We start from the raw sequence: 15492 nt of genomic DNA on the forward strand, positions 1-15492 counted from the left end.
GTAGTTTTTCAGGGATCCACCAAGCTGACCACAATGCGTCGGTTTTGCTTGCCTTTGCTTTCGATCTTGCTCACCACCAACTTGCCAATTTCTCCTGTCGCCCGTACATGAGTGCCGCCGCAGGGTTGCAAGTCCACATTCTCAATTTCCAGCAAGCGCACTTGCCCCTGTCCGGTGGGGGGCTTGACCGACATGGTGCGCACCAGGCTGGGATTGGCTTTTAGTTCTTCATCGCTAACCCAGCGGGGGTTCACGGCGTGGTTACCTTGTACCAAAGCATTGAGACGCACCCGTCAGGGTTTCTTTGTCGGGTTTTTCTCCAGGGATGTTAAAGTCCAATCGGCTTTTGCTTTCACCCACCTGACCCCCCGTAACGCCACCTTCTACCACTGCACAGAGCAGGTGTAGAGCCGTATGCATGCGCATGTGCCGATAGCGACGTTCCCAGTCGATGCTGGCGCTGACTGACTCTCCCAGACTGAGGGGTGGGGATCCCTCTGCCGGGATGTGGAGGATGCCCATTTCCCCCTTTTGGGTATCGACAATCGGGATGACACGACCGTCCGATGTAATCAGGGATCCCGTATCGCCGGGTTGTCCACCGCCGGTGGGATAGAATACCGTCCGATCCAACTGGATCCCGTTATCCACAAGGGCAATTACCCGAGCCTGGCAGGTGGTGAGATAGGCCTCCGCCCGAAACAGTTCTTCCGTCATGAGTCATACAGTTGTGCTGTTGCAAACTGCCCTTCACCGTAGCCTATCCGGATCCCTGGGCTAAGTCAGGGCTTGCCGGGCCTTGGCGGAGATCCACTCGCTGATGAACACAGAAACGAAGATCACAAGCAGGATCATGCTCACCTGATTCCAGCGCAGGGTGTTGATGGAAGCATCTAGCTGTAGGCCAATTCCACCGGCACCGACCAATCCAACCACCGTAGACTCTCGCAAATTGATATCCCAACGGTAAATTGTTACCCCGAGGATGTTGGTGATCACCTGCGGCCAAATGGCATAGCTCAGTACCTGGGCACCGCTAGCCCCCGTGGAACGGATCGCTTCTACTGGTTCTTCGTTAATCTCTTCGATGCCTTCATAGATCAGCTTGCCCATAAATCCGACAGAGCGTAGGGCAATGGCTAAGGTTCCGGACAAGACCCCTGGCCCAAGAACAACCACCAGGATCAAAGCCCAAATCAGGGAGTTAACCGAACGGGTGCCGACGATGATGAACAGGGCGATGTAGCGCACCAGCAAATTGGGAGTGGTGTTGCGGGCTGCCAAAAAGGCCACCGGCACCGAAATCACAAAGGAAAGGGCCGTACCCAATGTGGCAATGGTGAGGGTATCCCAAAGGGGGCGCCAAAGCTGTGACATGTAGTCCCAACGGGGCGGTACCCCCCGCGAGAGCATTTCTCTTCCCTGGCGCGGTGCATCCAGCACAAAGCCCCAGGTGGTACGGTCTGCAATGAACTTAGCGCAGGCAAACATCAGTAACAGCAGAGCCAACCAGAAGGCATACTCAAGCAAAGTTTGCTTTTGATTGCGCCACTGCCAGGTCTTGATCCCACTGCTTTCCAGAACAGGCATTATTGCACCCTCTTGCGAATCCAACCAGAACTCAATTCCACCACCATCACCAGAGCGATAATCACAAGGATGATGGCAGAGGCCGTGTCATAGTCGTAGCGACGTAAGGAGGTGTTCAGGGTAGAGCCAATCCCACCGGCACCGACAATCCCTAGAACGGCCGCCTCCCGAATGTTGATGTCGAAACGATACAGAGTCAAGCCGATCATGCGGGGCAACACCTGCGGCACCACCGCGTAGCTGACCATTTGGAGCCAAGAAGCCCCCGTGGAGCGAATCGCCTCCACCTGTACTGCATCAATTTCTTCGATGTCTTCTGCCAAAAGCTTGCTGAAAAAACCCAAACTCCCAAAGATGAGGGTGAGCACTCCAGCAAAAGGCCCAAAGCCAAACATGACCACAAACAAAATGGCGATGATCACCTCTTGGAAGGTGCGCGACAGGGCAATCAGGCCACGACAAACCAGGTAGACCGGCATTGGCACCAAGTTGCGTGCGGCCCCAAACCCCACCGGAACCGCGACAATAAATCCTGCCACGGTGGAAATGGCGGCCATGGTCACACTTTCCAGCATCCCGGTGAAAATCAAGTTGCCGCGGGTGGTGAAATCGGGATGCAAAAAGGCCAACAAGAGACGGCCACTACGCTGCATACCGCGGGCTACCCGGGCTGGATCGAAATTGAGAGTAGAAAGCGCAAAGATCAGGTAAATGACCGCCCCAAGAATCAGTCCCCAGCGAACCCAAGGATTTTTAATCAAAGGTGGTGGCGACCATTGGCGCCCGCTCAGTGTCGTTGCCTGTGCCATGGGTGTGCTCCGCACTACTGACTTCTATTGACTTCTACTGACTTCTGCAAGGGATCCCTTAGTGGGTGGCTACTCCAGCCGAGACGGCTTCGTTTTTCTTCGGAGTCTTGGGCTGGGCCAGAAGCATTCCAATCTTCTTCGCCGTAGATTTCGTTTAAGACGCTGGGGGTGAGGCGATTGGGGGGGCCATCATACACCACTTCCCCAAACCGCAAACCGACGATCCGCTGGGCAAACATTTGCGCTAGAGGCACATCGTGAATGCTGATGATCACCGATAGGCCCCGCTCTGAAGCCAGCTCGTTGATCAGGCGCATAATTTGGCGGGAGGTTTTCGGGTCCAAACTGGCGGTCGGTTCATCCACCAATAGCAGCTCTGGGTTTTGCAGGAGAGCCCGGGCGATTCCCACCCGTTGCCGTTGCCCCCCAGACAAAGCATCTGCCCGCTTATCGGGAAAGTCCAACAATCCCACTCGATCCAGTAAGCGGAAGGCTTCGTCGATGGTGGCTTGGGGAAACTTGCGGAACCAGCTTTGCCAAAAATTGACGTAGCCCAACTGACCCGCAAGAACATTTTCCATCACGGTCAGGCGCTCCACGAGGGCATATTCCTGAAAGATCATGCCGATTTTGCGTCGTGCTTGCCGCAACTCCCGGGTGTTCAAGCGAGTGAGGTCGATTCCATTGAGCCAAATGCTGCCACTGGTCGGCTCCACCAAGCGGTTGATGCAACGGAGCAGCGTACTTTTCCCAGCACCCGAAGGACCAATCAAGGCCATCACCTGCCCATCGGGAACTTCTAAGGTCACCCCTTTCAGGGCCATATCGCCTGTGGGGTAACGTTTGCTGAGGGAGTCGATACGTAGCATCTTGATAACCTACTTGAAGTGGACATTTGCAATTGCGGGCCTTCTAGAACCAGATGTTTGCAATCTTGAGAGAATTTTGAAATCAGAAGGGATCCCCTATGGCTTGCCCTGAACAAGGGATCCCGATTCTGTTCAGCCCACCTATTGGGGAGGGGCATTTTCTTGAATCAGCCGGATCACTTCCCAATCTTCCTTGTAGGTGATGGGAGCAAAGGAAGCTCGGTCAAAGGCTTCTGCCAACTTAGTGCCTGCAAAGTCAAAGGTATAGAAGGCCTCGCGGATTTTCTCCTGCAGCTGTGGATCCAAATTGTGAGCATAGCCAAATGGGCCGCTGGGGAAAGTAGCCGATTTGTAGAGGGTACGAAACTGATCGCACTGCACTTGTCCGGCGATGCACATGCGGTTGAGCACATCGTTGGCAATGGGGGCCGCATCGTAGTCTCCGTTGAACACACCCAAAATGGAGTTTTCGTGCCCCCCAGAGAAAGTGGCTTCGTAGTCCACACCGTCCTTAAAGCCAGTTTCCGCCTCGATCAAAATACGGGCGCTGATGTAGCCGGAATTGGAGGAGGGCTGGGTGAAAGCAATGCGGCGGCCTTTGATGTCTTCTAGTTTTTCCAAGCCACTATCGATGCGAGTGATCACTTCCATTTCGTAGCCAAAGCTACCATCTTCCTTGGCAAAAACGGCGAAAGGCACAAAGCCTGCTTGGTTCACAGCGCGGGGGGTACAGCCGGTGCAGGTGCCCATGATGTGTAAACGTCCGGCCCGCAGTGCCTCGGTTTGGGCGGCCTCGGAATCAACTGGCACAAATTGCACATCTTTACCGGTCACTTGCTTGAGGTAGTCGGTAAATTCCTGCCAGGTTTCTGAATAAACGGCGGGATCCTCGGAAGAAGTGTAGGAGATGAGCAAAGTGTCAGGATTGACAATTTGAGCGGGATCCGTCGGAGTATCCGCCACCAGATCCCCATCGGCATCACAATAGCGCTCATCCATGCCTGCCGGACGAGGGCAAGATTGAGCTTGAGCAGATTGATAACCCACTAGCACAGCAACCAAACCAGCCAGGGCAAGGCTTTTGGATAACAGACGAGCCACAGAGCAAAACGCCAACATTGCAAAAATCTCCGAATGCAAGATGAAGCAAACCGTTATCAGCTAAAAAACACAAAAGTGGGCGAGAAGATCCAGCTAATCAAGAGACTTGATGTGAATTCATAAGCTACAGAACCCAAAGAAGATCTGCAAAACTCACGTCGCCTAACGAAACTTAATAATATAGTAGCGCTGTTTGACCCCTGTAGAGTTAAGACAGGTTTAATAGGAAGTTAAGAGTGGGTTATCACATACTCGTCGAGATGGGGTATGGACGGAACCAGCCAGTGCGATTTCTCTAGATTCAGCTCTAGATTCAGAACTATGTAAATCAGGGATCCTCTCTGGGCAGGGGATCCCTGAGGACTGCCTAAAGCGTATATTCCACGCCCTCTTCTTCCTGAATGCGACGGATGATCTCCCAGTTTTCTTGATAAGTAATCGGTGCAAAAGCTACCCGGTCAAAAGCTTGTCGCATGGCTGTGCCCTCAAACTCAAAAGTAAAGAAGGCTTCTCGGATCCTTTCTGCCAGCTCAGGGTGGAGATTGTGGGCATGGCCGAAAGAGCCGCTGGGGAAGGTCTCCGATTTGTAGAGGCTGCGGAACTGGCTACAATCCACTTGCTCGTTGAGGCACATGCGATTAAGCACATCGTTGGCAATGGGGGCGGCATCGTAGTCTTCGTTGAACACACCCAAAATGGAGTTTTGGTGGCTGCCAGAAAACTCGGCGATGTAGTCTCCTGCCTCATCATCCAAGCCTGTCTCTTGTTTGATCAAAATGCGAGCACTGATATAACCGGAGTTGGAGGAAGGATGGGTAAAAGCTACACGACGACCGGCAATATCATCGAGGGCTTGAATATCGCTATTCACATGAGTGATCACTTCCATCTCGTAGCCGATGGATCCATCTTCTTGTTGGAAAATGGCAAAGGGCACAAAGCCGGCAACATTCACGGCTACAGGAGTACAGCCTGTGCAGGTACCCATAATGTGTAGACGTCCAGCGCGCATTGCCTCGTACTGAGCAGCCTGAGAATCGGCAGGGACAAATTGCACCCGTCTACCGGTGACTTCCTCTAAGTGAGCGGTGAATTCAGCCCAGGTATTGGCATAGACAGCTGGCTCTTCTGAGGAGGTATAAGACACCAACAGCACTTCCGGATCTACCCACTCCGAGGGATCCTCCGGCAAATCGGCAACCAGATCCCCCACCTGATCACAGTAGCGGGCATCCATTTGAGGAGGGCGGGGACAGTCTAGACGAGCCTGAGAAAGGCTGCTGCCCAACCCCAAGGTGACAGCTCCCGCCAATCCAGCTCCCATCACCAGCTTTCCCAACGGGATCCGAGTTCCAAAAGAAGATAGTGTCATCATGAATAAAAGCTCCCAACTATGGCAATCAACAAGAGCATCTGACGAACCCAGAAGAGGTAAAAATTCCTCCTCTAGGCCCTAGAAGTCTTGCCTGAAAAGCAAAAACCATCTCAAATTCATTGAGATGGTTCATTCATTTGTATTTATGTCATATTACAGTTAATAAATTTTTAAGAAGAGTCTAGGATCTCGTTAAGGTTGCTCCATTAGCGCCCGCCAATCACAGCGATGTAGTTGGTCACCCATTCGTAGTAGGGCACACAATCCATCCGGCCATCCCCACAATCGGCCACCGGCGTCTTCCAGAAGGAGATGCGCTCAAAATTGTCGATGCCATTGGTTTGGCAACCTTCCGGCCCCAGCAGCTCACTGGCCTGACAAGCGGCTGGCACCACCGGCACCGACCCAAACCAAGCCGCCAGATCCCCTTGCACCTTCGGGTTCAAGGAATGTTCCATCCACAGGTAGGCACAGTTGGGGTGTTTGGCGGTAGCGCTGAGCATGGTGGTATCAGACCAGCCGGTGGCTCCCTCTTCCGGTACCACGCTGGCGATGGGCTGTTCCTCGTACTGCAACAGGTTCACCTGGAAGGGCCAAGAGCCGGAGGCCACCACTCCTTCGTTGACAAAATCATCCACCTGCACCGCCGCATCGTGCCAGTAGCGTCCAATCAGTTGCCGCTGCTGTCGCAACAGATCTAGGGCGGCATCAAACTGTTCACGGGTTAGCTCATAGGGATCCGTGATGCCCAATTCTGGGCGGTGGGCTTTCAGGTAGAGGGCGGCATCGGCAATGTAGATGGGGCCATCGTAGGCTTGGATGCGGCCTTTGTTGGATTTGCCATCTGCCAAGGTTTTCTCTTCAAACACCACATCCCAACTGGTGGGGGGTTCCGGAAAGACTTGTGTGTTGTACATCAACACATTGGATCCCCATTGGTAGGGCACGCCGTAATGCTTGCCATCCACAGTATGCCAGGGAGCATCCTGCAGGCGCGGGTCGATGGTCTCCCAACTGGGGATCAGGCGGGGGTTAATCTGCTGCACCCGTTCCCCCTTGATCAGTCGCAGGGTGGCATCGCCGGAGGCCGTCACCAGATCAAAGCCGCCCTCATTCATCAGGGCCACCATCTCATCGGAGGTGGCTGCCACCTTAACGCTGACTTGGCAGCCGGTTTCTTTCTCAAAGCCGGTCACCCAGTCATAGGCGGGATCCGTTTCCCCCCGTTCGATGTAGCCTGCCCAAGCCACAATCGAGACCGCCCCTTCTGGACGACCCAAGCGATACAGGGGCCCACGGGCAGCATGAGCGGAATGGGGGGTCAGCAGCAGCGTGAGCAAGGCCAAGCCCAATGAGAGCAGAAGAGTTAGCCAGAGGCGAAACAGAATAGACCCCAGCTTCTTGGCCTGTAGGGGAATGAAGGGGTTCAGGTTGGCCATCACAGGCTTCTCCCAGGCAACAACTGCGCTGGCATCAAGGGTAGATCATTCCTCGAAGAGATCCCGCTACATTGAAAACAATCTCGACAACTCTCTATTCGACTCCACAGTTCTGGATCCCCCTCAATGGTTTCACTGTTGCCCAAGGATGGGATTCCGTCTCGCTCAAGCGACCAGCAGGGCGGGGTCAAAGCAATGGCACCGCAGGGAATCAAATGCCCTCTAGGCTGACGTTGAGAAAGCGGGCGATCTCGGCTGCCTGGTTTTCGATCTCCGTCAGGGGAGGTGGCTGGCCTACGCCGGTGAGGGGGATGTCGCCACGTCCTTTCACCCGCAAGTAGATGGCTCGGCGGGGGTTAAGCCCCTCTCTCAGCTCCACCCGTAAGCTTTGCACATCGGCAAAGTCATACTCCAGGCGGACTTCACGGTTTTTGCCCGGAAAGCCCTGGCGCACCAGCGTTATCTTTTGCGTGCGCCGGTCGAACTCGTTGTAGCCGCCTCCCAAGTTCCAATACAAACTCAGCCACTGGTATAGCCCCGCCAGGGATCCGAGCACCCCGTAAAAGAGCATGGCAATGCCCTGGGGAATAAACACCAGGCTGGCGGGATCGGAAAAGGGGAGCAAATTGCGGTGGAGATAGCTGGAAAGGCCGGCCAAGGTAAAGCCCAGCCCTCCCCCCGTCAGCGCCACCGCCCAAAAGTACACGCTGGGCCGCCGCGACCCAATCACGGTGTAGCGCAGCAGATCGGCAGAACGGATTTCAGGAACAATGGCGGACACAGTTGGGATCCCTGCAGGTTTTCCAAGGCTGGCTTCCCCCATTCTATAGGCTATGGGCGGCAAGGGTTTTCCCCAGCAGAGGGGCGCTCAGGGGACTGGCAAGAGCTAGAGCCGCCTGGGGAATGGGGGCGGAAGTCCTCTGCGCTGTACAGCCCCTCTCCCGAGGGGAGTTAGGGATAGTTTTTATTGTTATGGCTCCTTTTGCTCCTTGTAAGAGCCGTAGCAGGGATCCCTGCTGGAGCTCTGAGGTGTTCCATCTGCTGATAAAACCTGGACAGTATACGCCGATGGGATCCCTCTCACCTCAGGGTTAGGGCTTACCCGGCGTGACGATCCTACCCTCTCCTGGGGCGACTTCCGGGGGGTTGGGTCGGGTCTGCCCAGGGGGCTCATCAGCAGCATCCGAGGGAGAGGCAGGGGTGGGATCCGGCTCGGGAGAAGCCGTCTGCTCCGGTTCTGCGGCAGGGGGAGAAGGCTGAGGCTCAGGGGTTGGGTCTGGCAAGGCTGGCGGCTGGGGTATGGCGTCTTGGGCCGTTCGTTCCCCAAAAGCCGACAGGGCGATGGCGGCTTCCCCGCGGCTGACCGGCTCGAAGGGGTTGAAGGTGCGGATGGGGCCAAAGGTGCGCAGCACGGTGGAGGCATTCTCTAGGCTGCGATCGGCTACCAGAGCAGGAATGGCTTCAGGAGGAATTTGCGCCGCATCGGTGAACCCCCAGCGCTCCTCCAGCTCCGCTCGGGATCCCTTGATCTGGCCGGGAGGTAAGTCCAGAGGCACCTTCATGCGGATCAACTCCGCCCGGGACAGCAGGCTGTTGGGGCGAAACTCTCGATTGGCATCCCCGGTAATTAAGCCAGCAGCTCCCAGGGCTTGAATGTAGCGAAAATGGGGATCCTCTTCCGGCACATCCAAAAAGAGGGGGCGTTCCGAGGGGGATCCCAGGCGGATTTGCCGGCTGGGCTCATCGGCGTGGATGGCGTTGTTGGCCAACACCAGCCAACGGGCAAATTCTCCGCGACGAACGCTGCGCTGCGGCTGAAATTCGCTGCTGGAGATATCGGCAAAAACTCCCAACCGATCTAGGTATCCCACCGAACGGGCCACCAGAGATCCGGGCTCCAAGTCTGTAAAGCGGCTGCTGTCCGGGCTGGGCAGGGGTGAGGAAGGGGTGGGAGCAGTGGGGATCGAGATAGAGGGTGGGATGGATCCCGGCAAAGGTTGAGGCGAGGGAGATGCCGGCAGCTCAGGTTGGGCTGTGGGCAGACCTACTGGGCGTACAGCGCGCTCCAGCCGTTCTCCCCACTCGGTTCCCTGACAGGCCGACAACAGCCAGAGCAGCGGAATAAGGCTGCCGAGCTTGAGCCAGGGGCCGGGCCAGCATCCCACAGGTTTGGGCGGGTGATGCACCGCTCCACCTTTCTCTATTGAGCCCATTTGCGGCTAAACTCCTCCAGCACATCCAGCAGGTTAAGCAGGCTTTGCATCGGCAGGAGATCGGCCAGGGGCAATTCTTTGCGCCCACCCCCCACTTTCACCGGGATCCCTTGCAAGATCTCTGTGACGGCGTCCTCATCCACCTTGCCTGCCATCACCTGGGGTGCCAGTCGCTCCGCCAAAAGGGTATGCAGGTGGGCATCGCGCAGGTAAAGATGCCAGCGGGCTACATCGATGTAAACTTCCTTGCCAATGGCAGCAGCTAATTGCTCAATGTCTGGGTTGCTGGGCACTTTGGCCATCCCTCAGCTCCGTTGGTGGTCGCGTCTGCCCCTCCCTCAGATCATAACCCGAACCCAAGGACTCCTCAGGGAGGGCTGGCAGCAGAGCGATTGGGTAGAGGTAGGGCGAAGTTCTCTTGCAGCTGCCGCAGCATCAACAGGTGTTCCAGAGCTAGGCGATCCCGTTCTGTCCGCAACTGGCTCAGTTGGGCCTGAATTTGGCGGATATCGGCCTCGTCGGAGTCCCAGGTTTGCAAAAGGCGGTAGAGGCGCTCTTGTTGGTTGGCAATTTGCCGGTTTAGGCGGGCTAGACGGCGGCTGAACTCCACATCCATTTCCTCTGCCAGCTCGGGATCCGGCAGCAGGGCCAAGCGATCCCAATGGATGCCCAGGTCGGCCAAGCTTGGCGGGGGCGGATCCAACTCCTTGAGAAGGGGGAAGTCCGGAAAGGGCGATAGCTCCGTCTTGGGAGGGGCCCATTGGTTTTGATCGGGGGCAGGGGTGAGACGGGATCCGGGTGAAGGCAGGTTTGTGGGCTGGGGGGCAGGCTCCTGTCCACTGGGAGAGGAGTGCAACTGCTTCGGACTCCGTCCCGCCGGCGCGGACGGCGTTGCCAGATGGCTACTGCTGGGATCTGCCTGGGCCGACAGGGATCCCAGACTGCATAGCCAAAGGCAGACTCCTAGCCCACAAGCCCAGCGAACTGCTTTTTCCACCCTGCGCTCCTCAGTCTTTCTCAAGCCTGCTCAGGTCATTCCCAGCCCACCTCGGCCCTGGTCGCGTTGGCGGGGCGAGATCCACGGTTGGGGATTGTCTCAAACAAAATCGAGTAGGCATCTTGCTTTTGCCCCGGCTCGAAAAGATAGCGTTGGGCAACACGAGCAGAGGCAGGCACGATGGCCACGCGCACCGGCGGATCTTCCAGCGATACCAAAGGCTGGGGATGAGACCAACGCCATCCCACCCAGCCCGCCCCTGCCAAGGCCACTACAGCCGCTGCCACCCGTCCCCAAGGGGTGCCCTTACGTTGCCGCCAGCCCAGGTCGAGCATTGGCCGCCGATCCAGCTCAGCGAACACACGGCTGATCAACAGCTCCGTCTGGATGGGATCCAAGGTGGGGGCCTTGAGATTGGCCAAACCGGCCTGCAGAGCTGCCAGTTGGCTGTACAGTTGCCGCGCCTGAGGATCGCTGGCCAGCCAATCTTCCACCTGCCGCGCTTCCTGGGACGACAATTCCCCGTCCAGGTAGGCGCTCAACTGTTCAAAGCGCTCATCCACCACCGGCAGCTCTTGCTGGGGATCCCTGGGGTCGGGGTTGGGGTTGCCGCGAACCATGGTCATTCACCATTAAGGTAGGGTTTTAGGGTGGATTGCAAGCGGGCGCGGGCGCGGGCAATGCGAGACTTAACAGTGCCCAAAGACACCCCTGTGATCTCGGCAATTTCCTCATAAGCCATCCCCTGAATTTCCCGCAGCAGGATTGTCTGGCGAAAGGCCTGCGGCAGGTCGCGGACGGCTTGGTGCAATCGCTCATAGAACTCGCAAGTGGCGAGGTGCTCATGGGGGCTGGGGCTCTCGCTGGGCAGCTCCCACTCCATCTCGCTATCCCGCATCTGAATCGGCGCATCCAGAGAAAGGGGCTGCTGCTGTCGTTTGCGCTTGCGCAGCTCGTCGTAAAACAGGTTGGTGGCGATCCGCCCCAGCCAGCTGCGAAATTTTGCCGGCTCCTGTAGGCGTTTCAGGTGGCGGTAGGCCCGGATCCAAACTTCCTGGGCCAAGTCATGCCGGTCCTGCCAGTCCGGGGCAAGATGATAGAGCACCTTGTCCACATGGGCCTGATGGCGACGCATCAGCTCGGCAAAAGCCTCCCGATGGGGCTGGGATCCCTGCTGACAGATCAGCACCAGATCCACATCAGCGAGCTTTTCGGGCCGCACAGGCACGTTCTTCACCAAGACGGACCAGCGCTGGCCACTGATGTCGCTGAGGGCAGCATCCATAGGCATCCATAAGTTCTAACAACAACAGCGGAGGGATCCCCTCCCAGACAGAACCTCTGTTGCCCAGACGAAATGGCAGAGTTTGGGTTCCCCCCACCCTCAACCGCAGGGTAGCTCTAGAGGCTCTGAGGGCCATACCGGCAAGACTCCACAGCAAGACCACCTCCTCACTAGATCTTGGCGCACATGGCGGGGTGGTGGATTGCAGGATAGCTCTTGAGTTGGTAACTGGGCTACAGTGGGCTTGCGGTATGGTGAAACGTCCGACCCGCCATGACTTCCGATGCTCCTGTTGCCGTCCTCTCCGAGCTCAAGGCGGTACCCATGTTGGCCGAACTTTCGGCGACGTCCTTGCAATGGTTGGGATCCCAGGTCAAGCTGCGGGATATCCCGGCGGGACAGGCCCTCTTCATGCAAGATGCCTGGGGCAGCGTAGTTTATCTGATCCTCGCCGGTTGGGCTAAGGTGCGGCGGGCTTTGCGGGCGCAAGACAGCACCAAAACCCTTGCCTTGCTGGGGCCGGGCGCTTGGGTGGGGGAAATGGCGGTACTGGACGAAGCTCCCCGCTCCCGAGATGTGCTGGCCCTAACCCCGCTGCGGGTGGCCGGGATCCCGGCGGCAACCTTCAAAGCGCTGATGTTGCGGGAGCCGCAACTGTGTTACCAGCTGGCCTGCAGCCTCTCCCGTCGCCTGCGCCTGGCCAACTTGCAGGCGGATCTTGACCAGCAGAGCCCCCCGCTGCGAGTGGTGCATACGCTGGTGCAACTGGCGGAAGCTTTTGGCGAGAAGACCCCCCAGGGGATGCGCATTGTCTACCCTCCCCCCCAGGATTTGGCCGATCTCAGCCAGGTTAGCCGAGAGACAGCCACGGCGGTGCTAAGCCGTCTGCAGCAGCAGGGAGTTATTCAGCCTTTGCCGGAGCAACAGTCTTTGCTGCTGATCCAGTACGCCAAACTGCTGGAGGCCACCCGTCTGCTTTAGATATTGAAGATATTGACCCATGTCTCCCCAACCGAGATATTGAAGATATTGACCCATGTCTCCCCAACCGATTTCTCCCCATCCAGGACAAGAATCTGTCTGGGACTATCCGCGCCCACCTCGTCTGGAGCCCACCACAGAACTGGTGGAAGTTCTCTTCAATGGCGAGCTCATTGCCCAAAGCCGCCGTTGCTACCGCGTCCTGGAAACCAGCCACCCGCCCACCTACTACATTCCCCCCACCGACGTTCGACTGCAGTATCTCCGCCCCAGCTCTCGCACCTCTTTCTGTGAGTTCAAAGGGGCTGCCTGCTACTGGACAGTTCAGGTCGGATCCCAAACAGCCGTAGATGCCGCCTGGAGCTATCCGGATCCCAGCCCGGCGTTTTTGCCCATCCGCGACTACCTTGCCTTTTATCCAGGCCGTGTGCAGGAGTGCCGGGTAGGTGGAGAACGAGTCCGGCCTCAACCCGGAGATTTCTACGGCGGTTGGATCACCTCAAAGGTCGTAGGCCCTTTCAAAGGAGAGCCGGGTAGCTGGAACTGGTAGGGGCGGAGCAGCGATTCCCGAGGGGGGATCCCTTTTACCCACGAAAAGGACTACAGTTAAGTCGATGCGGGTAAGTTGTCCAAGGACTCCGTCCCGCTGGCACGAACAGGAGAGCGCGGACAAAAACCATGACGGTGCGAGTGCCCCTCGACTACTATCGGGTTTTGATGCTGTCGGCACGAGCAGATGAGCATCAGATTGAACAGGCATACCGGGAGCGGATCGATCTCAAGCCGGGCGAGCGCTCCTGGCTGCTGGGGTTCTCGCCACAGGCTGTGGAAGCTCGCGCTCAACTGATCCAAGAGGCGGCTTCCGTACTGCTCGACCCTGAGGCGCGGCGAAACTACGACGAACACCTTATGCCGGCGGATCCCACCTTGGCGGTGGAGGAGGCGCGCTTACCGGGAGTGCTGTGCTTGTATTGCGAAGCCGGAGAGTACCAGCCTGCGTTGGATCTGGCTCAGCAGATGTTGGAGCAGGGCCACCCTGCTCGTTCCGATGCCATTTTGTCGCGGGCCATCGCTCGTCTGGAACTGGGTCGAGAAGCCTGGCAACAGGGATCCTACGAGGAGGCGGCGCGTTCTTTACAGGCGGGCTTGGCGGAGCTGGAGGAGTATCAGGCCTTTCCGCAGATGCAGGCGGAGATCCGCATTGATTTGGGCAAGCTGCGCCCCTATCGCATTTTGCAACTCCTCAGCCAAAGTGCTCCCGCCCAAGCTGGAAGACACACCGCTGATGGGAACGGGGAGCGACAGCAGGGACTGGCTCTCCTCAAAGCCATGCTGGACGAACGGGGCGGCATCGAGGGGATGGGGCAAGATGGCTCTGGCCTCAGCACCGAAGATTTCCTGCGCTTTATCCAACGGGTACGTCGCCACCTCACCCTCAAAGAACAGCAGGAGTTGTTCGAGCGGGAGGCTGAGCGTCCCTCGATGGTGGCCGCCTACTTGGCCGTGCAGGTGTTGCTGGCGGCAGGTTATCTGGAAAACCGCCCGGCTCTGGTGCGGCGTGCTCGCGGCTACCTGGCTCGTCTGGCGCAGCGGCAGGATGTGCATCTGGAGCAGGCCATCTGTAGTCTGTTGCTGGGGCAGACCGAAGACGCGCTCGCCCATCTGCGCTCCACCCAAGAAGTAGAGGCCTTGCAGTTTATCGAAGAACACTCCGCCGGTTCTCCCGACCATCTGCCGGGTCTGTGCCGCTTCACAGAAAAATGGTTTCAGGAGGAGGTGTTCCCGGAATTTCGCGGTCTGGAAGCCACCCAAGCGACGTTGCAAGCCTACTTCGACAACCCCCAAGTGCAAGCTTACCTGGACGAAATGCCCAGCCGCGAGGATCCGCCGGCGGGGATGCTCTCTCCCCAAGTCCCCCATCCCCCACCTCATTTGCCTGCCGTGGTGGGTGGCGTGCGCCCCCCTAATCCAACCCAAGAATTGCAGCGCCCCCCCACCCCTTGGCAACGGGGAGGAGTGATGCCCCCGCCAGAACCCCCGCGCCTCTCGGATTTGCCCTCCTACCGGAGCACCCCCAAGGCGGGCGTCTCTGCTCTTGCGGATGAGAGTTCTAGTGCTCCGCACCGCTGTCGCGAACGCGCCCAAGACCGTTCCCCTCAGGGGGACGGAGTCCAGAGCCTAAGGTCCGCTGGCGCGATCGGTTTGCAGGATGTGGAGCGTTACCGCCGCAGCCGCTTGGGGGGCCGTAAGCGTCCTACCTTTCCCGCTGGCGTTCGTTTGGGCTCCGCACCGCTGGCGCGAATGGCCGGGGTGGTCGGTGTGGGCATCCTCTCCCTATTGGTCATCTGGCAAATGTTGCGGGGCCTCTTCACGCCGCCGCCGGCACCACCGCTGGAGCAACCCCAGGTGCAAATTGAGCAGCCGCCGGTTGACATATCGCTACGCGACGCCTCCGCGAACGACAATCCCGGCCAGACGGAACTCACTCCCCCGCCTGAGCTAACCGGCCCTCTGGCGGAGTGGCAAGGAGTACAACAGGTGCGGGTGGTCTCCAACGATGGCCTCAACATTCGCCAGCAACCCAGCCTGACGGGAGCCATTGTCGGGACAGCCCCACGCCAAGCCCTGCTGCGGGTGGTGGAGGTGCAGGCTGGGGAGGGACAGGTGCCCGTCTGGCTGCGCATTGAGCGAGATGGCGCGCCCGGGGGATGGGTCGCCGCCCAGTCGGGCTCCACCCGTCTGGTGGAACGGCTCTAGCTCTCCCTTGCTGCCAGCTGTTATTGCTCCGCAACGCTGCTGCGACCGCGCTACGGGGACGGAGTTCTCGGTCCCG

General features: G+C 58.1%; 17 protein-coding genes. 3 read left to right on the forward strand and 14 right to left on the reverse strand.

Features of this window, described 5'->3' with window-relative positions; all coding sequences use genetic code 11:
- Positions 1-8: 8 nt before the first annotated feature.
- From ACVWZG_RS07155 to ACVWZG_RS07220, 14 genes are all read right to left on the reverse strand, one after another.
- Positions 9-254 carry an alanyl-tRNA editing protein gene (locus ACVWZG_RS07155; RefSeq protein WP_202943694.1) on the reverse strand — a complete coding sequence of 82 codons (246 nt, stop codon included), beginning with the start codon at positions 252-254 and terminating at the stop codon, positions 9-11.
- A gap of 7 nt (positions 255-261) precedes the next feature.
- A complete protein-coding gene (locus ACVWZG_RS07160) occupies positions 262-717 on the reverse strand; it encodes an alanyl-tRNA editing protein (protein WP_457394622.1) in 456 nt (151 codons plus the stop codon).
- Between the two features lie 60 nt (positions 718-777).
- A complete protein-coding gene (gene phnE / locus ACVWZG_RS07165; RefSeq protein WP_011433084.1) occupies positions 778-1590 on the reverse strand; it encodes a phosphonate ABC transporter, permease protein PhnE in 813 nt (270 codons plus the stop codon).
- Entirely contained in the window at positions 1590-2399 is an 810-nt protein-coding gene (phnE, locus tag ACVWZG_RS07170) for a phosphonate ABC transporter, permease protein PhnE (RefSeq protein WP_457406130.1), read from the reverse strand. Before phnE (ACVWZG_RS07170) ends, phnE (ACVWZG_RS07165) begins: the two co-directional genes overlap by 1 nt.
- A gap of 14 nt (positions 2400-2413) precedes the next feature.
- Entirely contained in the window at positions 2414-3268 is an 855-nt protein-coding gene (gene phnC, locus ACVWZG_RS07175) for a phosphonate ABC transporter ATP-binding protein (RefSeq protein WP_457406128.1), read from the reverse strand.
- A gap of 141 nt (positions 3269-3409) precedes the next feature.
- Positions 3410-4387, reverse strand: a complete 978-nt coding sequence (gene phnD / locus ACVWZG_RS07180) for a phosphate/phosphite/phosphonate ABC transporter substrate-binding protein (RefSeq protein WP_457406126.1) — start codon at positions 4385-4387, stop codon at positions 3410-3412.
- Between the two features lie 349 nt (positions 4388-4736).
- A complete protein-coding gene (gene phnD / locus ACVWZG_RS07185) occupies positions 4737-5693 on the reverse strand; it encodes a phosphate/phosphite/phosphonate ABC transporter substrate-binding protein (protein ID WP_457406223.1) in 957 nt (318 codons plus the stop codon).
- Between the two features lie 257 nt (positions 5694-5950).
- Positions 5951-7183, reverse strand: coding sequence for an ABC transporter substrate-binding protein (locus ACVWZG_RS07190; protein WP_457387125.1), 1233 nt, complete (start codon positions 7181-7183; stop codon positions 5951-5953).
- 211 nt (positions 7184-7394) lie between these two features.
- Entirely contained in the window at positions 7395-7964 is a 570-nt protein-coding gene (locus tag ACVWZG_RS07195) for a photosystem I assembly protein Ycf4 (RefSeq protein WP_011433078.1), read from the reverse strand.
- Positions 7965-8274: 310 nt separating this feature from the next.
- Positions 8275-9396: an S-layer homology domain-containing protein gene (locus ACVWZG_RS07200; RefSeq protein ID WP_457406123.1), complete on the reverse strand. Its 1122-nt coding sequence runs from the start codon at positions 9394-9396 to the stop codon at positions 8275-8277.
- Positions 9384-9698 carry a DUF3181 family protein gene (locus ACVWZG_RS07205; RefSeq protein ID WP_011433076.1) on the reverse strand — a complete coding sequence of 105 codons (315 nt, stop codon included), beginning with the start codon at positions 9696-9698 and terminating at the stop codon, positions 9384-9386. The genes ACVWZG_RS07200 and ACVWZG_RS07205 overlap by 13 nt, the downstream gene beginning before the upstream one ends.
- Positions 9699-9763: 65 nt before the next feature.
- Positions 9764-10393: a hypothetical protein gene (locus ACVWZG_RS07210; protein ID WP_457406120.1), complete on the reverse strand. Its 630-nt coding sequence runs from the start codon at positions 10391-10393 to the stop codon at positions 9764-9766.
- A gap of 35 nt (positions 10394-10428) precedes the next feature.
- Positions 10429-11013, reverse strand: coding sequence for an anti-sigma factor family protein (locus ACVWZG_RS07215; protein WP_457384353.1), 585 nt, complete (start codon positions 11011-11013; stop codon positions 10429-10431).
- Positions 11014-11015: 2 nt separating this feature from the next.
- Positions 11016-11678: a sigma-70 family RNA polymerase sigma factor gene (locus tag ACVWZG_RS07220; RefSeq protein ID WP_414343224.1), complete on the reverse strand. Its 663-nt coding sequence runs from the start codon at positions 11676-11678 to the stop codon at positions 11016-11018.
- Positions 11679-11951: 273 nt separating this feature from the next.
- Here ACVWZG_RS07220 and ACVWZG_RS07225 point away from each other — a divergent pair, with 273 nt between their 5' ends.
- From ACVWZG_RS07225 to ACVWZG_RS07235, 3 genes are all read left to right on the forward strand, one after another.
- Positions 11952-12659, forward strand: coding sequence for a Crp/Fnr family transcriptional regulator (locus ACVWZG_RS07225; RefSeq protein WP_457406115.1), 708 nt, complete (start codon positions 11952-11954; stop codon positions 12657-12659).
- Between the two features lie 55 nt (positions 12660-12714).
- The gene (locus ACVWZG_RS07230; RefSeq protein ID WP_011433071.1) at positions 12715-13209 is read left to right on the forward strand and encodes a DUF427 domain-containing protein; all 495 of its coding nucleotides are present in this window, start codon (positions 12715-12717) and stop codon (positions 13207-13209) included.
- Positions 13210-13337: 128 nt separating this feature from the next.
- Complete coding sequence (locus ACVWZG_RS07235; RefSeq protein WP_414419224.1) at positions 13338-15416, forward strand: SH3 domain-containing protein; 2079 nt, start codon at positions 13338-13340, stop codon at positions 15414-15416.
- Positions 15417-15492 lie beyond the last annotated feature (76 nt).

The organism is Thermostichus sp. OS-CIW-33 (assembly GCF_054059615.1).

Excerpts from the sequence above, each read along its gene's own strand:
- phnD (WP_457406223.1), bottom strand. The coding sequence starts at position 5,693 with ATGGGAGCTGGATTGGCGGGAGCTGTCACCTTGGGGTTGGGCAGCAGC.
- ACVWZG_RS07230 (WP_011433071.1), top strand. The coding sequence starts at position 12,715 with ATGTCTCCCCAACCGATTTCTCCCCATCCAGGACAAGAATCTGTCTGG.
- phnC (WP_457406128.1), bottom strand. The coding sequence starts at position 3,268 with ATGCTACGTATCGACTCCCTCAGCAAACGTTACCCCACAGGCGATATG.
- ACVWZG_RS07225 (WP_457406115.1), top strand. The coding sequence starts at position 11,952 with ATGACTTCCGATGCTCCTGTTGCCGTCCTCTCCGAGCTCAAGGCGGTA.
- ACVWZG_RS07160 (WP_457394622.1), bottom strand. The coding sequence starts at position 717 with ATGACGGAAGAACTGTTTCGGGCGGAGGCCTATCTCACCACCTGCCAG.
- ACVWZG_RS07190 (WP_457387125.1), bottom strand. The coding sequence starts at position 7,183 with ATGGCCAACCTGAACCCCTTCATTCCCCTACAGGCCAAGAAGCTGGGG.
- phnE (WP_011433084.1), bottom strand. The coding sequence starts at position 1,590 with ATGCCTGTTCTGGAAAGCAGTGGGATCAAGACCTGGCAGTGGCGCAAT.
- ACVWZG_RS07235 (WP_414419224.1), top strand. The coding sequence starts at position 13,338 with ATGACGGTGCGAGTGCCCCTCGACTACTATCGGGTTTTGATGCTGTCG.
- ACVWZG_RS07220 (WP_414343224.1), bottom strand. The coding sequence starts at position 11,678 with ATGGATGCTGCCCTCAGCGACATCAGTGGCCAGCGCTGGTCCGTCTTG.
- phnE (WP_457406130.1), bottom strand. The coding sequence starts at position 2,399 with ATGGCACAGGCAACGACACTGAGCGGGCGCCAATGGTCGCCACCACCT.
- ACVWZG_RS07200 (WP_457406123.1), bottom strand. The coding sequence starts at position 9,396 with ATGGGCTCAATAGAGAAAGGTGGAGCGGTGCATCACCCGCCCAAACCT.
- ACVWZG_RS07205 (WP_011433076.1), bottom strand. The coding sequence starts at position 9,698 with ATGGCCAAAGTGCCCAGCAACCCAGACATTGAGCAATTAGCTGCTGCC.
- ACVWZG_RS07215 (WP_457384353.1), bottom strand. The coding sequence starts at position 11,013 with ATGGTTCGCGGCAACCCCAACCCCGACCCCAGGGATCCCCAGCAAGAG.
- phnD (WP_457406126.1), bottom strand. The coding sequence starts at position 4,387 with ATGTTGGCGTTTTGCTCTGTGGCTCGTCTGTTATCCAAAAGCCTTGCC.